This window comes from Staphylococcus sp. HGB0015, assembly GCF_000411275.1.
Taxonomy (GTDB): domain Bacteria; phylum Bacillota; class Bacilli; order Staphylococcales; family Staphylococcaceae; genus Staphylococcus; species Staphylococcus schleiferi.
On record NZ_KE150418.1, the window covers coordinates 13941 to 36784 of the forward strand.

At 38.0% G+C, this 22844-nt stretch carries 16 protein-coding genes, 1 tRNA gene and 1 pseudogene; 9 read left to right on the forward strand and 9 right to left on the reverse strand.

The window, feature by feature from the left end; all coding sequences use genetic code 11:
• Nucleotides 1-150: 150 nt before the first annotated feature.
• Nucleotides 151-306, forward strand: a pseudogene (locus tag HMPREF1208_RS12575) (transposase); the annotation flags it as partial.
• 316 nt (nucleotides 307-622) lie between these two features.
• On the opposite strand, the gene HMPREF1208_RS06790 reads toward HMPREF1208_RS12575, so the two are convergent.
• The 3 genes from HMPREF1208_RS06790 to gltB form a co-directional block, all read right to left on the reverse strand.
• A tRNA-Ser gene (locus HMPREF1208_RS06790) sits at nucleotides 623-715 on the reverse strand.
• 56 nt (nucleotides 716-771) lie between these two features.
• Nucleotides 772-2238, reverse strand: a complete 1467-nt coding sequence (locus tag HMPREF1208_RS06795) for a glutamate synthase subunit beta (protein WP_016425604.1) — start codon at nucleotides 2236-2238, stop codon at nucleotides 772-774.
• 12 nt (nucleotides 2239-2250) lie between these two features.
• Entirely contained in the window at nucleotides 2251-6753 is a 4503-nt protein-coding gene (gltB, locus tag HMPREF1208_RS06800) for a glutamate synthase large subunit (protein ID WP_016425605.1), read from the reverse strand.
• A 120-nt stretch (nucleotides 6754-6873) separates the two neighbouring features.
• Here gltB and gltC point away from each other — a divergent pair, with 120 nt between their 5' ends.
• From gltC to HMPREF1208_RS06820, 4 genes are all read left to right on the forward strand, one after another.
• Nucleotides 6874-7752 carry a glutamate biosynthesis transcriptional regulator GltC gene (gene gltC / locus HMPREF1208_RS06805; RefSeq protein ID WP_016425606.1) on the forward strand — a complete coding sequence of 293 codons (879 nt, stop codon included), beginning with the start codon at nucleotides 6874-6876 and terminating at the stop codon, nucleotides 7750-7752.
• A gap of 11 nt (nucleotides 7753-7763) precedes the next feature.
• Entirely contained in the window at nucleotides 7764-8870 is a 1107-nt protein-coding gene (locus tag HMPREF1208_RS06810; protein ID WP_016425607.1) for a YibE/F family protein, read from the forward strand.
• The gene (locus tag HMPREF1208_RS06815; protein WP_016425608.1) at nucleotides 8867-9622 is read left to right on the forward strand and encodes a YibE/F family protein; all 756 of its coding nucleotides are present in this window, start codon (nucleotides 8867-8869) and stop codon (nucleotides 9620-9622) included. The genes HMPREF1208_RS06810 and HMPREF1208_RS06815 overlap by 4 nt, the downstream gene beginning before the upstream one ends.
• A 218-nt stretch (nucleotides 9623-9840) precedes the next feature.
• Nucleotides 9841-12108: an ATP-binding cassette domain-containing protein gene (locus tag HMPREF1208_RS06820; RefSeq protein WP_016425609.1), complete on the forward strand. Its 2268-nt coding sequence runs from the start codon at nucleotides 9841-9843 to the stop codon at nucleotides 12106-12108.
• A 121-nt stretch (nucleotides 12109-12229) separates the two neighbouring features.
• On the opposite strand, the gene isaB is transcribed toward HMPREF1208_RS06820, so the two are convergent.
• A complete protein-coding gene (gene isaB, locus HMPREF1208_RS06825) occupies nucleotides 12230-12748 on the reverse strand; it encodes an immunodominant staphylococcal antigen IsaB family protein (RefSeq protein ID WP_016425610.1) in 519 nt (172 codons plus the stop codon).
• A gap of 492 nt (nucleotides 12749-13240) precedes the next feature.
• Here isaB and HMPREF1208_RS06830 point away from each other — a divergent pair, with 492 nt between their 5' ends.
• Nucleotides 13241-13516, forward strand: coding sequence for a hypothetical protein (locus HMPREF1208_RS06830; protein ID WP_016425611.1), 276 nt, complete (start codon nucleotides 13241-13243; stop codon nucleotides 13514-13516).
• Nucleotides 13517-13603: 87 nt separating this feature from the next.
• Here HMPREF1208_RS06830 and HMPREF1208_RS06835 read toward each other — a convergent pair whose 3' ends face one another.
• Nucleotides 13604-14212, reverse strand: a complete 609-nt coding sequence (locus HMPREF1208_RS06835) for a TetR/AcrR family transcriptional regulator (RefSeq protein WP_016425612.1) — start codon at nucleotides 14210-14212, stop codon at nucleotides 13604-13606.
• Between the two features lie 149 nt (nucleotides 14213-14361).
• On the opposite strand from HMPREF1208_RS06835, the gene HMPREF1208_RS06840 reads away from it, so the two are divergent.
• A complete protein-coding gene (locus tag HMPREF1208_RS06840) occupies nucleotides 14362-15639 on the forward strand; it encodes a YhgE/Pip domain-containing protein (protein WP_016425613.1) in 1278 nt (425 codons plus the stop codon).
• Between the two features lie 287 nt (nucleotides 15640-15926).
• Here HMPREF1208_RS06840 and HMPREF1208_RS06845 read toward each other — a convergent pair whose 3' ends face one another.
• The 3 genes from HMPREF1208_RS06845 to HMPREF1208_RS06855 form a co-directional block, all read right to left on the reverse strand.
• Nucleotides 15927-17108: a LysM peptidoglycan-binding domain-containing protein gene (locus HMPREF1208_RS06845; RefSeq protein WP_016425614.1), complete on the reverse strand. Its 1182-nt coding sequence runs from the start codon at nucleotides 17106-17108 to the stop codon at nucleotides 15927-15929.
• 258 nt (nucleotides 17109-17366) lie between these two features.
• Complete coding sequence (locus HMPREF1208_RS06850; RefSeq protein ID WP_016425615.1) at nucleotides 17367-18509, reverse strand: bifunctional cystathionine gamma-lyase/homocysteine desulfhydrase; 1143 nt, start codon at nucleotides 18507-18509, stop codon at nucleotides 17367-17369.
• On the reverse strand, nucleotides 18502-19407 hold the full coding sequence (locus HMPREF1208_RS06855; protein ID WP_016425616.1) for a PLP-dependent cysteine synthase family protein: 906 nt from the start codon (nucleotides 19405-19407) through the stop codon (nucleotides 18502-18504). Before HMPREF1208_RS06855 ends, HMPREF1208_RS06850 begins: the two co-directional genes overlap by 8 nt.
• Before the next feature lie 177 nt (nucleotides 19408-19584).
• On the opposite strand from HMPREF1208_RS06855, the gene HMPREF1208_RS06860 reads away from it, so the two are divergent.
• Both HMPREF1208_RS06860 and HMPREF1208_RS06865 read left to right on the forward strand, forming a co-directional pair.
• Entirely contained in the window at nucleotides 19585-20007 is a 423-nt protein-coding gene (locus HMPREF1208_RS06860) for a GNAT family N-acetyltransferase (protein ID WP_016425617.1), read from the forward strand.
• Nucleotides 20008-20020: 13 nt separating this feature from the next.
• The gene (locus HMPREF1208_RS06865; RefSeq protein ID WP_016425618.1) at nucleotides 20021-21346 is read left to right on the forward strand and encodes a carboxylesterase family protein; all 1326 of its coding nucleotides are present in this window, start codon (nucleotides 20021-20023) and stop codon (nucleotides 21344-21346) included.
• 135 nt (nucleotides 21347-21481) lie between these two features.
• Here the strand turns inward: HMPREF1208_RS06865 and HMPREF1208_RS06870 are convergent, their stop codons facing one another.
• Nucleotides 21482-22810, reverse strand: a complete 1329-nt coding sequence (locus HMPREF1208_RS06870) for a sodium-dependent transporter (RefSeq protein WP_016425619.1) — start codon at nucleotides 22808-22810, stop codon at nucleotides 21482-21484.
• Nucleotides 22811-22844 lie beyond the last annotated feature (34 nt).

A 22844-nucleotide genomic window follows, 5' to 3' on the forward strand; every position in this document is an offset into this window, starting at 1 on the left:
GAATTACTTTTTTAAGATTCCAAGAGATAGCAGTGTATTTAAATCTGTTAAAACAATGTTTTAAATGTATGGATGGAAAGTGTTACGCTTCTACAGAAAGTATGAGGATATCATTGCTTATACGATTGGAACCCCTCAATTCAATAAGCGATTGAAGGAATTAATCAAAAAGTTAAACTGATTAAAAGAGTTTCATATGGCTATCGCAACTTTTATAACTTCAAAAATCGCATTTTTATTATTTTTAGACTGTATAAAAGACCAAAGAAAAAAACGATGCCACTTTTCAATAGTGAAATTGCTTAAATAGATTGCGTACCGAGTCGAGACTCCCGAGGCATAGAGCCGAAACCGAAAATCCATTTTGGCTTCTTATGAGCTACAATAAAAGCCAAAATTAGTTGAGGTAAGGCGCCTGGGAAAGCGAGACTCGAAGAAGCAATCGGAAGTTTGCGACTTAATTATTATAGACACATAACCACCATATAAAGTGTACAGCCGAAAAAATTAAACTGATTTTAAAAGACTCTATACGCCTCATTTTTACATACAAAAAAGCCAAACATTCAACCGCATTGAGTGTTTGGCTTTTATATCTATTAGTCTTGGATTTTACTTATAATGGCGGAGGAAGAGGGATTCGAACCCCCGCGAGCCGTTAAGCCCCTGTCGGTTTTCAAGACCGATCCCTTCAGCCAGACTTGGGTATTCCTCCGTGTAACGAGCACATAAATATATTATTATAGCTCGTTCACATTGTCAACAAGATTTTTACAAAAATGATACAAAACTTTTTTCATTAATAAATTGATGGACTGAAGCGGCCACTTCACGCCCTTCTTTGATTGCCCAAACAACTAAACTTTGACCTCTTCGTGCATCACCAGCTGCAAAGTATTTCGCTTGGTTTGTCTGATAATCCTTAGTATCAGCCGCTATTTTTTGTCGTTCTACTTTCAAATTTAAGGCATGTGCAAGTCGGGGTTCTACACCTTCAAAACCAATTGCAAGTAACACGAGATCCGCAGGGATAAAAATTTCTCGGTCGTCACCTACGATTGTACCGTCAGCTCTATCTTGTTGAACTTGGGCATAGATTCCACGCACATTTCCGTTTCCATCCAAATCAAAGCGCATCGTTTGAATACCATATGCACGGGGTTCCTGACCATATTTAGCTTCATACTCTTGGTGTGCATAATCTTTTTTCAATACAGGTTGCGCTAATGGCCAACTGTAATTCATTTCAAAACGCTCTGGTTTTCGAGCTTTACGGTTAAATTGAACAATAGAATCACAGCCATCGCGCAATGCAGTTGCAACACAATCGGCGCCTGTGTCTCCATCACCGATGACAACTACCTTTTTCCCTTTTGCTGTAATCGTTTGTGTATCCAACTCACCTAATAAAAGCTGTGTTTGTTCAGTTAAATAGTCCATTGCGAAGTGAATACCTTGCCCCATACGTCCTTCAAGTGGTAAGTCACGTGCTTTTTCAGCACCTGTACAAACAATAATAGCGTCATATTGTTGATCCAACTCATTTTTAGTAATGTCTTTTCCAACTTCCACATTACATTTGAATGTGATACCCGCTTCTTCTAACAAACGAACACGTCGAAATACAACCTTTTTATCTAGTTTCATATTAGGAATACCATATGTCAACAAGCCACCGGGTCTTGCATTTTTTTCATAAACGACAACGGTATACCCTAATGTGTTGAGTTCTTCAGCGGCAGCTAACCCAGCCGGGCCACTTCCGATGATCGCAATTTTTTCATCTCGTCGTTGTTCTGGTTGACGTGCTTTGACCCATCCTTGCTCAAACGCTTCATCAATGATTGTTCTTTCAATACCTTTAATAGCGACAGATTCGCGATTAATCTTCATTACACATGAAGCTTCACAAGGTGCCGGGCAAACATACCCTGTAAAGTCAGGAAAATTATTTGTTTCTGATAAACGTGCATAGGCATTTTTAAAGTCACCGCGGTAAGTGAGATCATTCCACTCAGGTACATAGTTCCCGAGTGGACACCCAACCGTTTCACGCCCTACGAGTTCACCGACCTGACAGAATGGCGTACCACAATCCATACAACGCGCCCCTTGCTGTTGGGCCTCTTCTTTTGTAAAACGTGATTGATAGGCTTCATAGTTTTCAATACGTGTTGTTAAAGGAACTTCCGCGAGCTTTTGTTTGTGATATTTCATAAAACCTTTAAATTCACCCATAGTTAGCCTCCTTTAGTACACTGGAATACGTTCTTCTTGCGCAGTTTCTTGTATAGATCCTTTATCATTGAAAGCAGCTAATAGCGCTTCATCCTGTGAAGTCGTCCGTTGCTGATGATAATGGATTTTTTGCACCATTTTCTTATAATCTTTAGGAATTACTTTTACACATGCTTTTAATTTCACATCAAAATCAGATAAAATGGTAGCCGCTTTTTGACTGTCTGTATATTTCAAGTGACGTTGAATCATCGCTTTTAGCATTTCTTTCTCTTCCTCATCCACAACTTCATCAAAATCAAGTGAATCCAGTTGATTTTGTGTTTTGAAAGTGGCAACATCTGATGGGAAAATGTAACTCACACCACCACTCATACCTTGACCAAAGTTTTTACCTACATCACCTAAAATGACTACACGGCCCCCTGTCATATATTCAAGACCATGATCTCCTACACCTTCGACGACAACGTGGACACCGCTATTACGAATGCAAAAGCGTTCGCCCGCACGACCATTAATATAAGCTTCTCCTTGCGTTGCACCATAAAAACAAACATTACCTACAATAATTTCATTTTCACGTGCAACATTCGGCGCGTTGATAACAATCTTACCACCTGATAGCCCTTTACCTACATAGTCATTTGCGTCTCCAGTATGTTGAAGCGTCAAACCTTTCGGCATCCATGCCCCTAAACTTTGACCGCCGTGTCCTATTGTTTTTGCAACAATGGTATCCTCTGGTAAGCCTTTCAAACCGTAATTTCGCGTAATTTCACTACCTGTGATCACGCCCACATTCCGTTGTTCATTTACAATTTCAAATTGTCCTACAAAGTGTGTTCCTGCTTCAATATGTGATTTTGCGGCTGGCAACAACTGGTTCAAGTCAAAACCATGTTCTAATCCATGCTGTTGTTCAATCACTTTTGTACGTGTACCTTCATTTTGATGAAGTAAAGTTTCTAACTTCATCTCTCTTGCTTTAGGATGATGATAAGCGACAGATGAACGTTTGAGTAAGTCTGTACGTCCTACAAGTTCATCCACTGTTCGAATACCTAGTTCAGCCATGATTTCTCTTAATTCTTCGGCAACAAACCGCATATAATTAACCACATATTGCGCTTTACCGGTATAAAGCTTACGTAAATCACCATTTTGTGTCGCAATACCTACTGGGCAAGTATCTTTGTGACATACACGCATCATGATGCATCCTAGAACGACCAATGGCGCTGTCGCAAATCCAAACTCTTCAGCACCAAGCATACAAGCATAGGCAACATCTCGTCCTGTTAATAACTTTCCATCTGTTTCTAAACGGACACGTGATCGTAAATCATTCAACATGAGGGTTTGATGTGTTTCAGCAAGACCTAGTTCCCACGGCAATCCCGCGTGTTGAATACTCGTTTTTGGCGAAGCACCTGTTCCGCCATCAAAACCACTGATGACAATTTTATCAGCGAATGCTTTTGCCACACCGGCTGCAATTGTTCCGACACCAGATTTAGAAACCAATTTAACGGTAATATCCGCCTCACGATTAACATTTTTCAAGTCATGAATTAACTGTGCAAGGTCTTCTATAGAATAAATATCATGATGAGGGGGCGGTGATATCAAACCGATTCCCGGCGTCGAACCTCGAACTTCTGCAATCCACGGATAAACTTTACTGCCTGGTAGCTGGCCCCCTTCCCCTGGTTTAGCACCTTGCGCAACTTTAATTTGAATCTCTTTCGCATGTTGTAAGTAATGGCTCGTCACCCCAAAACGGCCTGAGGCAACCTGTTTAATCGCACTTTTATAATCACGACCATCTTCTCTCTCTTCGTAACGTGAGCGTGCTTCTCCCCCTTCACCACTATTACTTTTTCCGCCCAACTGATTCATGGCTTCTGCAAGTGTTTGGTGGGCTTCTTGAGAGATAGAACCATAACTCATTGCCCCTGTTTTAAAGCGTTTAACGATTTCGTCGACCGCTTCAACCTCTTCAATATCAATTGATTGTTGTGCTTTAAATGTAAATAAATCACGAATGTGACTACTTGTTTGTTCGTTCGCCACTTTAGAAAAAGCTTTAAACTGTGCATAGTCATTCTCGCGACAAGCATGTTGTAACAATCGTATCGTTGTCGGATTAAACGTGTGATGTTGTCCTTGTTGTCGCCATTGGAAAGTGCTTCCTGGGTCAAGCGTTTGACCTTCCACCGTTTGACGTGCTTTATTTTCTGCATCTAAAGTTTCAATTGAAATACCTGATAATTTCGAAGTTGTCCCTGTAAAATATTGATCAACCAGTCTCTCAGATAACCCTACTGCCTCAAATATTTGAGCGCCTTGGTAACTTTGTACCGTTGAGATTCCCATCTTAGCCATCACTTTAATCAGACCTTCAGACAGTATCGCATTATAACGTGCTACATTTTCAGCAACAGTGCCCTCAAGACGTCCTTGTGTCGTTAAATCAGCAATCGTATGTTGTGCTAAATAAGGCACTACTGCATTTGCACCGTATCCAACTAAACAAGCGAGATGATGTACTTCACGCGTCTCCCCAGAACTCACCACTAAGCTGGTTTGCATTCGTAAGTTTTCACGAATAAGGCGCTGATGTATAGCACTTAAAGCCAATAAGGCAGGCATAGCAAAAGTATCACTTTGACGAACATCACTGTCATCTAATACAATGACTGTCGCCCCGCGTCTTACTTCTTGAACCACACGATTTCCTAACGCTTCTAATGCCACTTCCAGATCCTCTGTATAGCCGGTTGAAAGATAGGCTGTTTTTAGTGTTTTAGCAACTTCATCCAATTGTGCATGTGTGAGGACAGGATGCTTTAACTGAACGCGTTGTAACGCCTCTGGACTAGGATTCAACAAGTTCCCTTCTCCGCCTAAATAACTGAGCTCACTTGTAACAATTTTTTCTCTATAAGCGTCTATAGGCGGATTCGTCACTTGTGCAAATAATTGTTTGAAGTAATTGAATAGTGACTCCGGTCGATGATTTAACACGGCTAAAGGGGCATCGTAACCCATCGCACCAATGGGATCTTTACCGCCTGACACTAATTCCGTTAAATATTTATCTAACTCTTCTTTTGTATAGCCGTATCGTTTTTGCATCGCGAAAGCTTCGTCTGTTGACAATTTATCGCCTTGATAAGGAATTGTTTCCAAATTAAGGTTAAGTTGGTTTGTTTCAAGCCATTCTTGATACGGATATTGTTGTGCGATTGTTGTTTTCAGTTCATGGTTTTCAATCACTTTATGTTGATTAAAATCGACTAAAAGCAATTTTCCTGGGTTCAACTGTCCTTTAAATGCTACGTCTGCTTCATCTACATCAACGACACCGACTTCCGAAGAAAATACAATTTCGTTCTGCTTTGTAATCGTGTAACGACCCGGTCGCAAACCATTTCTATCTGTAAGTGCCCCTAATTTGTCGCCATCGCAAAACGAAATCATAGTTGGACCATCCCAAGGTTCCATTAAATAGCTATAAAATTCATAAAAGGCGCGAACTTTCGGATCATTGCTTTTGTTATATAGCCAAGGTTCCGGAATGAGTAGCATGGCTGCTTGCTCCGGCGGCATCGCTAAACTTAAAAATTCAAGCGCATTATCGACAATTGCCGAGTCGCTTCCTGTTTCATCAAGTATCTCTTCCACTTTCTCGTGTTCTTCACCAAAAACAGTCTCGATTAAACGACGTTGACGTGCACGCATCCAGTTCACATTTCCTCTAATTGTATTGATTTCACCATTATGCATAAGCAAGCGATTCGGATGGGCGCGTTCCCAACTTGGAAAAGTATTCGTACTGAAACGAGAATGTACTGAACCGAACTTCGATACATAGTTCTGTTGTTGTAAATCGATATAAAGACGTTTAATTTGATCTGAACGTAACCATCCCTTATAAACGATTGTTCGACGGGATAAGCTTGTAAAATAAAGGTCCAAGCCCTGTTCGTGACTATACTTTTCAATCTGTTTGCGAGAAAGATATAAGGCCCGGTCGAAATTTTGAGCCTTCTGGTTTGAGACAAAGATTTGCTGAATGGCTGGCATCGTATCCGCTACACGTGTAGCTAGGCACGTTATATCAACGGGCACTTCACGATAACCCAACACTTGCAACCCTTCACTTTCAAATATGGATGCAAATGCTGACGCGTGTGGAGTGTCAGAAATCAAGTCTCGCGCAAACATCATTCCAACAGCATAGGCCCCTTCATCAGGAAGTGAAAATGATGTCACTTGGTTAAAATATTGATATGGAATCTCAGTCATAATGCCCGCGCCATCCCCAGTAATACCATCTGCACTAATTCCTCCACGATGATCTAAGCGGCGCAACATTTCTAAAGATTTTTCAACAATAGCATGGGAACGTTCATTATTCATGTTGGCATAAAAACCGATACCACATGCATCGTGTTCTTCGCGACTGTCATAGAGTCCAATTTTTGTATAGTTAGAATTATTAGACATTTCTGACACCTCTCTTTAATAGTATTCTAACTATAGCGGAATCCTATTCATCACATCAATATATACTTGAGATGAAATCTATCTCATTTTGAGATAATATAAAAAGAAGGGGGAATATTTATGGAGCTTAAACAGTTGAAATACTTTGTAGAAGTGGCTAAACGCGAACATATTTCAGAAGCGGCACTCGAACTCAATGTTGCACAATCGGCAATTAGCCGACATATGCACAACTTGGAAGTCGAGTTAGGAACTTCGCTTTTTTATCGCAGTGGCCGTAACATTTTCTTAACGACTGAGGGGAAACAATTATTAAAACATGCGCAATCAATACTTGAGCAAGTGGACCACACGTTATCTCAATTTCAAACACAAGTTCAACAAAAGCAAAGCGTTTTTACAATTGGCTATGTCAATGGTTCAATTGGCCAAATTTTACCGCAAGTGTTACAAACCATCGAAACAGAATTAGCTTTATCGCTTGTACCTACCTTATTAGATGAAGAAACAACTTTACCTGCCTTGCAATCACAAGATATCGACTTAGCACTAACAACAGCAACCATTCATGATAATACACTAGAAAGCCTACCCCTTTTTGAAGAGACCTATGTGCTTTATGGGGACACACACGCCCCAATCATGAACGTTCCTAATCCACCGCTCAGCTATATACTCAAACAATCTTTGTACATACACGAGCCTTTGCCTACTGACTTAAAATTATATTTAACAACACATGCTGAGACACCCGTACATATCATTAATAATCCGCAATTTGCGCGATTTATTTTACAAAATCAAAAAGGCTTTGTACTTGCACCTACCTTCATCAACTTATATAGTCAAAATCAACAGTGGAAAAAATTTTCATTGTCACATACAGATATAAAAAAAACATTTCACCTTGTATATCGACGAGATTTACAAAAACCATTATTAAATGAGGTCATTAAAATTATAATGACCCATACACAACAACGTTCGATTTATCACTAAGGAGACTTATTATGAAACAAAAACGTCATTTATGGTATTACTTTATCGCGATTTGTATTATTCTCGCGTTATTGGCAATTCTCTTCACTCGAGTGAACACCTCTTTTTATCGCATTCCGATTGGAGAAGTCGTTCATGTCGACCAACATCACAGCGAAAAATCTGTTGATGATCAACATAATCGAGACACTAAATATCATGATGTCCTGAAAATTAAAGTTTTAAATACATCTAAAAAGGATCAAATTGTACACGTCGATCACTTATATAACGCTTCTCAAACCGAAGCACAAGCTTACCAAGTGGGTGATAAAGTACTACTCCATATAGATAAAGCAGGTAAAGATAACTTTATTATTGAAAAGAAACGTGACACTGTGATTGTCACAATTGTAAGCTTCTTTCTTATTGCACTACTCATTGTGGGGCACCGCATTGGCTTGCAATCGATTATTTCATTATTGATTAATTCTGTTGCGATTTTACTAGCTATTAGCTTGTATCACGCAAATACGAATCTCAATTTGTTCCTATTGATGTCCGGAGCCGTAGTTATTGCAACCACCTTAACGCTTTGGCTCGTCATCGGTTGGTCTATGCGTACCATTGTCACCATTCTTAGTACCTTGTTAGGCACCTTTATTTGTATATTTATCGCGTGGTCTGTTATTTCACTCACAAATAGCCAAGGGATTAAATATGAAACTATGAGCTTTTTGACAATTCAACCTAAAACAGTCTTTTTAACCTCTGTTATGGTAGGGACTTTGGGTGCAGTTATGGACGTGGCTATTACAATATCTAGTGGTATGTATGAAGTGCTACAACGGGCACCTCATATTTCAACTGAGCGTTGGGTTTTGGCCGGCCGTAATATCGGACAAGATATTATGGGAACAATGACAAATATTTTATTATTTTCTTATCTTGCAGGTAGCCTCCCAATGCTCTTACTTTATTTAAAAAATGGGAATACCCTGACCTATAGTATTTCTATGAACTGGTCTTTAGAAGTTTCACGGGCTATTACAGGCGGTATAGGTATCGTCTTAACGATTCCATTAACAATCTTACTCATGCAAGTATGGTTGAAATGGTTAGGAGGCAAGCATCAATGAACGCAATTGTGATATTAAGTTTATTTTTACTCATACTGATGCTCGTTTTTGGAGGCCGCAGTGGCTTTGTATCGTTTTTAACACTGTTTTTAAATTTTATTGTACTTTTCATTGCGATATTATTTATCGTATTTCGCGCGCCCATTTATTTAGTCACGTTTGTCTTTTGTATCATCATCGCTGTCATTAATCTTTTTCTACTTAACAAGTTCAATATAAAGACACTGGCAGCGTTCATTTCTAGTATCGTGACAACGTTATTAATGATTGCAGCGATTTATCTCTCTGTTCACTGGGGCCATTTACAAGGTTTTACGCAAGAAGAACAAGATGAAACCTATGTCTTTTCATTGAATATTGGGATTGATATGGAGCAGTTTATGATTTTTACAGTCATTCTCGCCGTCATTGCTGCAGTGATTGACTTAGCCATTACCATCAGCTCGCCTGTTTTTGAGTTACACGAAGCGAATCCTTCATTAACAAAGCGCGAACTCTTCCAATCAGGTATGCGTGTAGGGCGCGAAATATTAGCCACTTCAGCGAATACGATTTATCTCGCATTGCTTGGTGGCTCAATGACGATCGTCTTTTGGTTTTTCAATTTGCACTATAGTTTCGGTCACCTGATTAATGCGAAATTATTTGCACAAGAACTAGTGACTATCGTATTAGGTGGTATTGCCATTGCCATTTGTATTCCAATTACTTCTATTATTACTGCATGGCTAGTGAAACAATATCACCACTAAATGATCCTTATACAATTTCAAAAGCGTAAAGCAACAGGTGCGAGGCTGGGACATCATTCCCGGTCTCGCCTTTTCTTGTTTGAGTATATATTGCGTTAAACCTTCTCCCTCTAAAAAGCGCGTTTAGAACACTACTTATGCCCAGGTTCTCGCCTTTTAACCGCTCAATTATTAATCAAAGCGCGTTTCGGGTAAAACTTATGACGAGGTGAAAAATAATGACAACGATTCATATCCACGGTGCACGACAAAACAACTTAAAAAATATTCACGTCAATATTCCTAAACATCAGCTGACGGTTGTCACAGGAAGATCTGGTTCTGGTAAATCGTCACTAGTTTTTAATACAATAGCAGCAGAATCCGAACGCTTATTAAACGAAACCTATTCAAGTTATATCCAACATCAACTCACACAATATGAAAAATCAGCCGTCGATCAAATTGAAAACTTACCCGTCGCAATGGTCATTAATCAGAAAAGGCTTGGCGGTAATTCTCGCTCCACAGTGGGCACAATATCAGATATTTATGCTTCTGTACGCTTATTATGGTCCCGTATCGGCGAACCTTTTGTTGGATATTCTGATATTTTTTCTTTCAATCATCCAAACGGAATGTGCGAAACATGTCAAGGACTTGGCTATGTTGAAGATATTGATTTAAACGAATTGATTGATTTCAATCGTTCTTTAAATGAAGGTGCAATACGTTTTCCTTCTTTCAAGCCAGACAGTTGGCGGGGAAAGCGTTATCGCTATTCTGGATTGTTTGATAATGATAAAAAGTTAAAAGATTATACAGGCGAAGAACTTGATACATTTCTTTATACAGAACCGACACGTTTGAAAAATCCTCCTCCAGAATGGCCTAAAACTGCAAAATTTGAAGGATTAATTCATCGTTTTCGTCGTTCATTTTTAATCAATGATAACTTTGAGAAAAAACGCTTTCTAAAAGATGTTCAGCGCGTCGTTCATCAACATACATGTCCTGATTGTCAAGGCCAACGCCTCAATCCAAAAGTGCTCAGCTGTAAAATCAACGGCTTAAGTATTGCAGATTTTACTGCATTAACGATAGATGAAGCGCTCCTTTTTTTAGAGCAACTTCAAAGTGACAAAGCCGCCTACATTATTGCACCATTAAAAAATCAGCTTCAGGCCTTACATGACATCGGCCTCAATTATTTAACATTAAATCGTGAAACGCCTACATTATCTGGTGGAGAATCACAACGTATTAAACTGATTCGCCACCTAAATACACCGTTGACAGATTTAGTTTATATTATTGATGAGCCGAGTGTCGGGTTACATCCTGCAGATATTGAAAAAATCAATGAAATCATGCTGAATATACGTGACAAAGGCAATACAGTGATTATTGTCGAACACGATCCTGATGTCATTAAAATTGCGGACCATATTATCGATATCGGTCCAGGGGCAGGAAAAAATGGTGGACAAGTTACTTTTGAAGGGACTTATGAACAACTCAAAAAATCAAACACAGATACAGGACGTGCATTGATGCGCACACATCAACTTAAGCCAGCAGTCGCTCACTACCAAGATTGGTTTCATCTCAATCATATCAGTCATAATAATTTACAAGATGTGTCTGTCTCTATTCCTCAAAATGCACAGACTGTTATTACCGGTGTAGCAGGTTCAGGAAAAAGCTCTTTAATTAAAAGCGGCTTTGCACAAAACCCGAATGCAATTTTTATCAATCAAAAAGGTATTCACGCATCTAGCCGCTCCAATTTATTGACGTATATGGGCGTATTTGATGAAGTTCGTGCCTTTTTTAGTCAAAACACAGGTTTGAAAAAGGCGATGTTTAGTTACAATTCTGATGGCGCTTGTCCAAATTGCAACGGTAAAGGAGTAATCAAAACAGAACTTGCCTTTATGCCATCATTTTCTCAAACTTGTGAAGTATGTCACGGTACGCGTTACCGTCCAGAGGTATTAGAAGCAAAAGTCGAAGGGTATTCTATTGCAGATGTATTAGCACTCACTGTCGAAGAAGCCATCTCACTTTTCAAAGATGAGACGACCATTTCAAAATCTTTGATTGCACTCCAAAAAACAGGTCTAAGCTATATGACTTTAGGACAATCATTAGATACATTATCTGGCGGTGAAATCCAGCGATTAAAACTGAGTCGCTATATGACCGATCATGTTTCAGGAAAAATTTTTATTTTTGACGAGCCCACAACAGGCTTACATGAAGATGATATTCCTATTTTACAACAACGATTTGAACAACTTGTTCAAGATGGAAACACTGTGATTTTAATCGAACATAATTTAACAATGATGACCCAAGCAGATTGGTTAATTGATATTGGCCCGGGCGCTGGTACACGAGGCGGTCAGATTTTATTTAGTGGCCCGCCTCAACGATTAATTGAAACGACGCATTCCGCAACAGCACAACATCTTGCCGACTATATCCATCGTCAGTCATTTTAAACTTTCATCTAATTTACGAACATGTGCATTATTTTTTAACATAAAAACATGGGTATGAGACTATGAAATCAAACTGATTTTTGGCTCACACCCATGCTTTTTATAACATTATTATCAATAATTAGGCCATACTACCTTTTGCTTTAATCACGATAGAATTACCTGGGTAAAACGCAACTTGTGTTGTTTTAGCATCAAAAATTTCTCCAGATTTTACATGATCGCGAATCGCTTTGTCACTATGCTCTACTTTATCGACAAGTAATGTCAGATTAACTAATTTATTATGGTCATCAATGCCGATAATGACATCATTTTTTTCGTAATATGTGATGCCTTTTTTCGCATAATATTTTTTCAAGTCTTTTCCAAGTGCTTTTTCCACATCAGCACGTGTTGATTGACCTACTTTTAAACCTTCATATTTAAAATTATCTGCTTTTAGTGCTTGATAAAAGTTTTTATCTTCTAAAGCATTATTAGACTTATAATTAAATACACCTTTGTAAGTGTAGTATGGGGCTTTTTGCGCTGTTGCCGCATGCGCATCCGTAGGCAGTTGTGCCCCTACTGATGTTGCACCTAATAGTGCCCCCACAGATAAACTTGTTGCAATGACTACTTTTGTCATTTGATTCATTTTGTATCACTCCTCTATATTTCTCGACACAATCCAAATTGAATAAGATTACTCAATCATTCTCATATTAATCAAGTTCAAAAATTTACTCAATTTGCCTACAATTCAATCATTGATATATTAAATTGTTTCTTGATTAAATGATAACAAATTCATGTCATACTTTCACTTACAACAGTTTACGCTATGCAATATCCCTTTTCATCAGCCCTGAGTTGGGTATTTTAGCCACTTTAGTATATTAAATGATTATTAGAACGCGAAAAATGATATCGTCCACATCCATTTCAAGTTTCTGAAAAGTCGCTTAACTCACACTATATAAAAGACACTAAAGGTGGATTGATTGATAAAGCATAGCCCATTACGATTTGCTTAAAAATGGCGATATTTAGCAGTGTGTAGAGGTTATAAACGCACAATGTATAGATAAAGTTATCAAAAATGGTATACTATGTATCATAATTCAATATAGATGGGGGTTATCATTCTATGGCAAAAAAACCTAAAAAAACGTTAAGTCTCTTATCAGGCGCATTGTCTGGCGCGAGCATCATTGTCGATGCTTACAATACTTATATCTATCGTTCAAAAAACAAAAAATTGAGCTATATTTCTATCGGCATCGGTGTAGCAGATGTACTGCTTGATTTTTACTTGTCATTCGGTGCTAAAAGCAAAGCTGGAAAAGCATGGTCTATGTTTTCAATAGGACGCCAAGTCTATAGCTCTGTGCAAAAACTTAAAGAAATTCAAGCACGTTCATAATTTGTGAGAATGAGGCAGCTGACTTGGATTGCGCACAACTTGCGACTAACAACTGCGCAATCCAAACGTCACCTGTCTCATGATTTTTTAATGATAAACTTCATAAATAATCCGCCAAGGCCCTTGATACATCAATTTATAAATATTTTCGACTTGTTCATCAATTGTACTTCGTGCCTCATCTAGCACCCAAGTACGCATTAGCGACCACATACTCCCCAAAACAAAAGCATGGAAATATCGAAATGGAATTCCTGCTATCTCCTTATCATTAGGTAACAAACTCTTCAAATTAAGCTCAATCATTTCTCCAATCATTTCTCCAATCTTTTGTTCAATTTCATAATTGCGCCCCATAGTTAATAAAACGCGATACCGATCAAGATCGTCGTGCATGATTGTTAAAACTGCGCGTGAAATCTCTTTGAACACAATTGCTGCTTCCTCAGCATTCTCGACTGCTTTAAGACGCATAATTTTTTCATTAAAATTGATTTGCATCTGCTCAATCATTTCTTGTTCAATTTGATCGAGTAAATCATACTTATCTAAATAATGCTGATAAAATGTAGCACGATTGATATCTGCAACATCTGCAATTTGATTCACGGTAATTTTATCTAACTTTTCCGTTTTCAAAAGTGTAATCATCGCATTTTTTATTGCCGTTTTCGTTTTACGAACTCTTCTATCCATCAAAATAATCTCCTTTAAACAACAATTTTATACTATGTGTTGGTTAATCAGCACTTTGCCATCAATTGAACATTGTATCTATTTTAATATCTATTATAATAACATCACGAACAATAAACAACACAATGTTGCTTAAAGGAGGTCATTTTATGAGTAATCGTAAATTATGGATTGTACCGCTCATTACGGGAACCATTTTATTAATTTTAGCTACTGCATTTTATCCTGCATATAACCCAAAACCTAACAACGTTCCTATGGCGATTGTTAATTTAGATAAAGGGACACACATACAAGATAAAGAAATCAATATTGGTAATAAATTAACAGAAAAATTGAAAGACAACAAAAAAGAAGAAATTCAATGGCATGAAGTCAAAGATGCCAAAAAAGCGCAAGATGAAGTACGTAAAGGAACTTACGCTGGCGCAATTATTTTGGAAGATCATTTTTCAGAGCATGCTTTAAGCCCTGCTCAAACAACCATCATGAAATCTAAACAAAAAGAACTCCAACAACAAGTTGAAGAAGGTAAAATACCACCTCAACAAATTCAAAAAATAAAAGCGCAAATGGAGAAAAAAGGACAAAAAGCACCTTCAAAAATAGAACAAGCCCAAATCAGTACTTACATTGATGAAGGGGGTCAAGGTCAACTTGCAAATGTAACAAAACAAGTCTTGAAACAAATAGGCACGAATATTAATCAGCAAGTCAGTCAGCAAAATGTTCAAGCACTCGCTCAAAGTAACGTCGATATCTCAGCTAAACAATTCGAACAGTTTTCTAACCCTGTCAACGTTGATCAGCATACATTCCATCCTATTGCATCACATCAAGCTAATGGTAATGCAGCTATGGTACTCTTTATGCCTGTATGGCTTGCATCAATGATTACAGCTGTCGTATTATACTTTAATTTCAAAAACAGAAGTCAAATGTCATCTCGACGTCGTCAAACTTTAACAGGCGCATTAACTATAGGTATAGATCTCATCGCAAGTTTTGCTGGAAGTTTTGCATATGTCTATTTCCTAAGTTACGTTATGAATTTCAACTTTCCAAATCCATTCGTAACCGCAAGCTTTATTGGTTTAGCTATCTCTGGTTTCTCATTGCTTATCTTAGGATTAATGGTTTGGATTGGTATTCTTGCAGCACCTGTATTTTTAATATTGGTATTCTTTTCTATGCAAGCCATTTTATTACCTATTCATATGGTACCTAAATTTTATCAACAATATATTTTACCGTGGAATCCTTTCAAATTATACACAACAGAGATTAAAAATTTAGTTTACCTACACCAACCATTAGAATGGAATTCAACAATTATTGTATTAATCAGTTTTATTCTATTTGGCATTATCTCAGTGTTAATCAGTCACTACACTAAAAAACACATTCCTTATGTTAATACAATTTAAATTAAAATATTTAACATTTAAAGGATGCCCTCTAACCATACAAATGCGTTAGAGGACATCCTTTTATGATAATCACTTCACACGGGACAAAAATGCATTTAATTCATTGTCCCGTATAGCTTGAATCGTTTCGGATGATAAGTTAGTTAACCGAAGTAAAATGAAGAGACCGCTCTTTTGTATGAAAAATAGGACTGGTGAGCCAATCAATCACTAGCCCTATTGAGTATAGAGCCAAAAAAAGAGGATTCCATTCATCAGTATGATGAGTGAAATCCTTTTATATATTAATGGATATATTTAAAGTTCGCTACATTGTAACTTGGCACTGTACGATAAGTCAGTACACCTGGTCCAGCAGTGAAATTCATTTCAGAAACTAAAATACTGCCATCTGGATTCACACGTTCAACGTATGAAACATGACCATAATAACCTAAGTCTGATTGTAAAATTGAACCTACTGTTGGGTTGCGGTCAATTGTGTAACCGTCACGCGCTGCATTATCGTCCCATGCATTAGCATTCCACCAGTAAGTACTGATACCTAAACCAGCTTCCTTACGTTTGTTAAATACATACCACGTACATTGACCCCAGTCATAGTAATTTTCATGATTAAAGATTGGTGTTTGGTATTGGCGGTTAGGTGCTGTTGTTGTACCTGTAGAAGCCGCTGAACCTGAAACCTTTAATTTTTGACCTGGGAAGATTAAAAATGAATTTAATCCATTTAATTGCATAATGTTTTGATACGTTGTGCCATATTTTGAAGCGATTAACGATAATGAATCGCCTGGCTGTACTGTATAATATGTTGTCGCACCATTAGTTGCTGGTTTTGCAGGTTTAGATGGTGTTGTATGGTTAGGTGCAGATGCTGTACCTTTAACTTTCAATTTTTGACCTGGAAAAATTAAAAATGAATCCAAACCATTTAGGTTCATGATATTTTGATAAGTTGTCCCATACTTTGAAGCAATAAGTGATAATGAATCGCCTGGTTGCACTGTATAATATGTAGTTGATCCAGAAGTTTTAGCCGGTTTTTGACGACTTGGTGTAGAAGCAGTTCCACTTACTTTCAGCTTTTGACCCGGATAAATCATAAAGCTATTTAAACCGTTCAATTGCATGATATGTTGATATGTCGTTCCATAACGTGCGGCAATACTTGATAATGAGTCACCACTTACCACCGTATATGTTGATGAATTCCCCGAAGATGACACATGATTAGATGTACCCGCAGTACTTCCTGATACTTTTAATACTTGGTTCGGAAAGATTAAATTGGAACTCAAGTTATTATAAGATTTAAGTTGTGAAATCGTAATGTTGTATTTTGTTGCAATAGACCAAAGCGAGTCACCTGCTTTAACACGGTATGTTGAAGCATTGGCATCCGCGGCTACCATTGCAGTAACAGCTGAAGTCCCTATCACTGCCGCAATGATTTTTTTATGCATTGATTTCCCTCCTTATTTAAGATAGTCATTATAAACACACCTATACATTGATAAAGTATACACCTAACACTATAAAAAATATATTTCCGTTATATGACATTATCATTACAAAAAGAAGCTAAGGTAGAACATGACCTTAGCTTCTATAACTCCTTAAATATCAATTTATTAGATATATCTTAAATATACATCATTCGATGGCCTATTTTATAAATACAGTCGACTTTTAACAACCTGTATTTCAAACACATACCTATTTTACAGCTGATCTAATGTCTGTTTTAAATCTGCTACAATATCATTCGTATCTTCAATACCTAAAGATAATCTAACTAACCCATCAGCAATCCCTTCTTTAGCGCGTACATCTGCAGGTATAGATGCATGTGTCATAAGACTTGGTACAGAAATTAAACTTTCCACTGCGCCTAAACTTTCCGCTAATGTGAAATATTGCGTTTGTTTAACCAAATATTTCGCTTTTTCTACATCAGACACTTCAAACGAAACAATACCTGTCGTGCCGTCCGCTTGTGCTTGATGAATTTCATAATTTAAGTGTGTTGTTAGACTTGGATGGTAAACAGCTTTAACATTCTGATGTTGATTCAGCATTTCTACGACAGCTAAGGCATTACGTTCAATTTGATCCATACGCAAACCTAAAGTTTTAATACCACGTACAAGAAGATAGCTGTCTTGTGGTCCAAGCACACCACCCGTAGAATTTTGAATAAAACCAATACGCTCTGCCAAGTCATCGTTATTAACTGCGACTAAACCTGCAACAACATCACTATGTCCACCTAAATATTTAGTAGCTGAATGTACCACAATATCAGCACCTAAAGTAAGTGGTGTTTGATAATAAGGTGTCATAAAGGTATTATCAACCACAGTCAATAATTGATGTTGTTTTGCTAATTCGCTCACTGCTTGAATATCAGTCACTCTCAATAATGGGTTAGACGGTGTCTCAATAAAAAGCATTTTCGTTTGATCATTAATTTTTGCTTCGATGTTTTTAACATCTGTTGTATTTACAAAATCAAATTCGATGCCATATCTTGTAAAGACTTTTGTCATGGCACGATATGTTCCTCCATAAACATCTGACCCGACAATAATATGATCACCTTGATCTAAAAGCATTAAGACTGCACTGATAGCCACCATACCTGAACCAAAAGCAAAACCGTGTTGACCATGTTCTAAATCTGCAATCAACGATTCTAGAGCAGAACGTGTTGGATTTGCGGTACGTGAATATTCATAACCTTGTCTTAACGCACCGATTGCATCTTGTTCGTACGTACTTGTTTGATATATCGGTGTCGTTACTGCACCTGTATATGGATCTGTCGTATTTCCACCATGTACTAATAATGTTTTTTTATTCATTTAAATCTCCTCCATATTGAAATATTTTTTTCGACATATAACGGTCACTTCCATCCGGAAAAATGACGACAATCTTACCCTTTTGAATACGTTGCGCCACTTGAAGCGCACCTTCTAACGCTGCACCCGACGAACTCCCCGCTAATATCCCTTCATATTTGGCGAGTTGTTTCACATGTTCAAATGCCACTTCGTCAGAGACCACTTCAACGGCATCAATCCATTCTTTTTTCAAAAATTGAGGCCATACCTCTACACCGATGCCCTCAGTATCGTGGCTTCCCTTTTCTTGTCCACTTAAAATAGATCCTTTTGGCTCAACAACAACGGATTTAACATCATAAGGTTGTAAAGCTTCAGCGACACCAGAAAACGTGCCTCCCGAACCTGCCCCTGCCACAAAGTAATCCAAATTCGGTATCGCTTCAATAATTTCTACCGCGAGCGTCTCTCTGTAGGCGCCTGGATTATCTGATGTTTCGAATTGGTTTGTATAATACGCACCTGTACGCTTCGCAAAGTTTTCTGCTGCTTGACGCGCACCTAACATCCCTTCATCTTTCGGTGTACGATAAATACGGGCGCCTAATGCGCGCATAATATCAATTTTTTCCTCTGAAAACCCTTCTGGCGCAAAAATGACACATTGGATTTGATACTGGTTTGCGACGATCGCAAGTCCTATACCTGTATTACCTGCAGTGGCCTCTACAACCGTATCTCCAGCTTGAATTCGTCCTTCTTCTATCGCATGTTCAATTAAATACTTTCCAAGTCGATCTTTTACACTGCCTCCCGGGTTATACATCTCGAGTTTCGCATAAATTTGAACATCGTCATTACTATAATGTTCTAATTGCACAAGCGGTGTATGTCCAATTAAATCGAAATTCCTCAAAATTGCGCCTCCTCAATCCATTCACTACCTTAATTCTTAGTTACTCAATATGAATTATAGGTTAAATTATAGCGAGATTCAATGTAAAGGCAATCAATTTTTATATTCATATTTTTCTGATAATTTAAATGATGGTTTGCGTTATAATATATAATAAAGATAAAGGAGGCTAAGTTTATGGAGATCATCTCAAAAACAACGCTGACATCGGAAGACATTCAGCAACTTTATAAGCTATATCAAGATATTGGTTGGTTTGGCCATACGCTCGAAAATATTGGAGTCATTTACAATGCAAGCACACATATTTTTGTAGCTGTCCACCAACAAAAAATCGTTGGCTGTGCCCGTGCCCTTTCTGACGGTGTTTTCAATGCTGCTATATATGATGTGATTGTCCATCCACACTATCAACGGCAAGGGATTGGTAAAAAGCTTTTACATCAACTTTGCGACATCTTTCGTTCAGTTTCCTGTATTCATCTCATTTCGACTATTGGTCATACTGATTTTTATGAATCTTGTGGGTTTAAATTATTAAAAACGGGCATGGGGATTTATCAAAAAGAAAGCTTAGCTGAAGCTTATTTGTACCATTGAAGGAGTGAAAGGGATGCGTATTGATACGAAATTAGGAACAATTTATGGCAAATCATATGCTGGTTTTGACGTTTTTAAAGGTATTCCTTACGCACAATCACCAAAAGGCGCTTTGCGCTTTAAACATGCCCAGCCCGTTACATATTACGAGAATGACCTCTATGCGACAGAATTTGGTCATACACCGATACAACCCTTTAATTCGCTTGAAGCTTTTTTCTCTCCTTTTCAAGAACCACCTCAACAAAGTGAAGATTGTCTCACATTAAATATTTGGCGTCCTCACTCTAAGGGCGATCAACTTCTACCTGTCATTATTTTTATTTACGGTGGAAGCTTTGTGAATGGTCATAGTGCCCAAGATATATATCAACCCCAAACGATTGTTCAACAAGAGGACGTCATCGTTGTCACATTCAATTACCGATTAGGTGCTTTAGGTTTTTTGGACTGGTCTGCAATTCATTCTGACTGGCAGGCAAACAATGGACTTTCTGACCAAATCTGTGCATTAAAGTGGGTCTATGCGCATATTTCCAGCTTTGGTGGCGATCCGGAGTGTATCACACTCATGGGCCAATCCGCAGGCGCAATGAGTATTGAGGCACTGTTACGCATACGAAGCGTGAGACCATTGATTCGACATGCGGTACTGTTAAGCGGCATATTACAACTCGATACGCCATACGCCGCACAACAAAAAGCGCAAATGTTCAACACATTAAAACATCGACACTTTCCCAATCAAACATGGGAAACATTAGATAGTGACGCTATTTTAACGTTGATGGAGGCGCATCAATCACATTATGGTCCTTCAAAAGGGTTAGAATTAATTTATCAACCTGTTGCATCAAAGGAGATTGAGCCCCATTATGACCATGTCGATATACCTGTTTTATTAGGTATCACATCATCAGAAGGTGATATTTATATTAAAAACGAGCAAAAAAAATTAGACCCTTTACAATTTCAAGCAATTTTGAGTCGTGCTGGATTACCCATACCCGCTCTTCATGAGATGATGACAGCGCAACAACAACGTCGGCTTATCACAGATTTCTATTTTAAACAGCCGTTTCTCGACCTTTTTCACACACTTTCAAAAACGGCGCCCACTTGGAAAGCTGAGTTTAATTGGTTTCGTCCTGATCACCCACGCTATGCTTCAGCTTATCATATCTTAGACTTAATTTTTTGGATGGGACGACTCGATATTTTAGAAGCAAATGGTTTAACACTGACTTCACATGAAAAACAACTGAGCCACCGCATGATTCACGATTTATGCCATTTTGCAAAACATGGCGAACTGAGACAACATCAATATTATATGTAAATTTCTTCTTGTCATTCATTTAAAAAGCGTGGTAGTCTGCCTCTCATCATTGAGGCAAGTTCGACCACGCTTTTTTATATTGAACTTTATTAATCAGAAATGTGCTATAAGACAAAAACGTCAAACTTAATCTGTTCAAACAAATTGTAAAATGAATACTGCTAATATAATACATGGCAATACCCATTTTACTAATATATACCATGGGTAAAATAGTTTAAGACGGTGATTACCAAATGCCTCTCTTAATGTCTCCTTTTTAACCTTATGGCCAATTGCTAATGTTGAGGCGAGCGCGCCAATAGGTAGCAAAATATTTGAAACAAGAAAATCCATATTATCAAAAAGCGTACCTGCACCAAAAGTTAATCCGCTTAAGCTACTGAATGACAACATTGCCGGTATACTTATCATGACCACACCTGCACCTACGAGCATCGTCATTTTGGTGCGTTTTCGATTATCATTGCGTGTTAAATTAGAAATATTTAACTCTAGCAATGAAATTGAAGAAGTCAATGCTGCAAACAAAAAGAGAACTAGGAAAATAATATAAAATAACGCACCAAATTGAATTTTTTCAAAAACAAGGGGTAACACTTTGAATAATAAACCAGGTCCCTCTTTAGGCTGATAGCCAAAAGCCTGTAATGCCGGAAATATAGCTAAACCCGCTAAAATGGCGATAACAATATTCATAGCAACAATCGTAATTGCAGACCGCTTAATTGGCATTTCTTTAGGTGCGTAACTTGCATATGTCATCATACCAGTCGTACCTAATGATAGTGCGAAAAAGGATTGGCCTAACGCAAATAAAATAGAATCCATCGTTATGTCTGTCACGCGTGGTTCAAATAAAAAGCGCACCCCTTCCATAGCACCTTTTAAAGAAAGCGATTGGGCAACAATGATAATTAAAAAGATAAAAAGCAGCGGCATCATCACTTTAGATGCCTTTTCTAAACCTTTTTCAACGCCTAGCATCACAATTAAACAAGTCAGTCCAATAAATATAAGCTGTCCGATCAATGTATAGGCAGGTTGGCTAATGACCGATTCAAAACGTATATCGCTCAAATGCGCGAGGCCGAGATGAATCCATTGAAGTCCAACGATTCCAATATAGACTACAATCCAGCCCCCAATCACACTGTAAAAACCGAACAACAAAAATACTGTTAGATTGCCAATCCAACCGATACTATTAAGCCATTTTTGGCCCGTTAACTTTCCGAATAATTGCGTTGTATAGATTCTGCCTAATTTACCTACTGCAAATTCCATAATCAGAAAAGGGAGACCTATTAAAATAGTGAATAAAACAAACATGAATAAAAAAGCTCCGCCGCCATACATCCCTGCCATATATGGAAACTTCCATAATGCCCCTAAACCAATTGCGGAGCCTGCGCTCGCTAAAATAAATCCCGTCGACGATTTCCACTGTGACTTTTGTGACAATACCTTTCACCCTTTCGCTTTAATGCGTTGAATC

Excerpts from the sequence above, each read along its gene's own strand:
- HMPREF1208_RS06850 (WP_016425615.1), bottom strand. The coding sequence starts at position 18,509 with ATGAATAAAAAAACATTATTAGTACATGGTGGAAATACGACAGATCCA.
- HMPREF1208_RS06815 (WP_016425608.1), top strand. The coding sequence starts at position 8,867 with ATGAACGCAATTGTGATATTAAGTTTATTTTTACTCATACTGATGCTC.
- HMPREF1208_RS06835 (WP_016425612.1), bottom strand. The coding sequence starts at position 14,212 with ATGGATAGAAGAGTTCGTAAAACGAAAACGGCAATAAAAAATGCGATG.
- HMPREF1208_RS06830 (WP_016425611.1), top strand. The coding sequence starts at position 13,241 with ATGGCAAAAAAACCTAAAAAAACGTTAAGTCTCTTATCAGGCGCATTG.
- isaB (WP_016425610.1), bottom strand. The coding sequence starts at position 12,748 with ATGAATCAAATGACAAAAGTAGTCATTGCAACAAGTTTATCTGTGGGG.
- HMPREF1208_RS06810 (WP_016425607.1), top strand. The coding sequence starts at position 7,764 with ATGAAACAAAAACGTCATTTATGGTATTACTTTATCGCGATTTGTATT.
- gltB (WP_016425605.1), bottom strand. The coding sequence starts at position 6,753 with ATGTCTAATAATTCTAACTATACAAAAATTGGACTCTATGACAGTCGC.
- HMPREF1208_RS06795 (WP_016425604.1), bottom strand. The coding sequence starts at position 2,238 with ATGGGTGAATTTAAAGGTTTTATGAAATATCACAAACAAAAGCTCGCG.
- HMPREF1208_RS06840 (WP_016425613.1), top strand. The coding sequence starts at position 14,362 with ATGAGTAATCGTAAATTATGGATTGTACCGCTCATTACGGGAACCATT.
- HMPREF1208_RS06820 (WP_016425609.1), top strand. The coding sequence starts at position 9,841 with ATGACAACGATTCATATCCACGGTGCACGACAAAACAACTTAAAAAAT.
- HMPREF1208_RS06860 (WP_016425617.1), top strand. The coding sequence starts at position 19,585 with ATGGAGATCATCTCAAAAACAACGCTGACATCGGAAGACATTCAGCAA.
- HMPREF1208_RS06865 (WP_016425618.1), top strand. The coding sequence starts at position 20,021 with ATGCGTATTGATACGAAATTAGGAACAATTTATGGCAAATCATATGCT.
- gltC (WP_016425606.1), top strand. The coding sequence starts at position 6,874 with ATGGAGCTTAAACAGTTGAAATACTTTGTAGAAGTGGCTAAACGCGAA.
- HMPREF1208_RS06845 (WP_016425614.1), bottom strand. The coding sequence starts at position 17,108 with ATGCATAAAAAAATCATTGCGGCAGTGATAGGGACTTCAGCTGTTACT.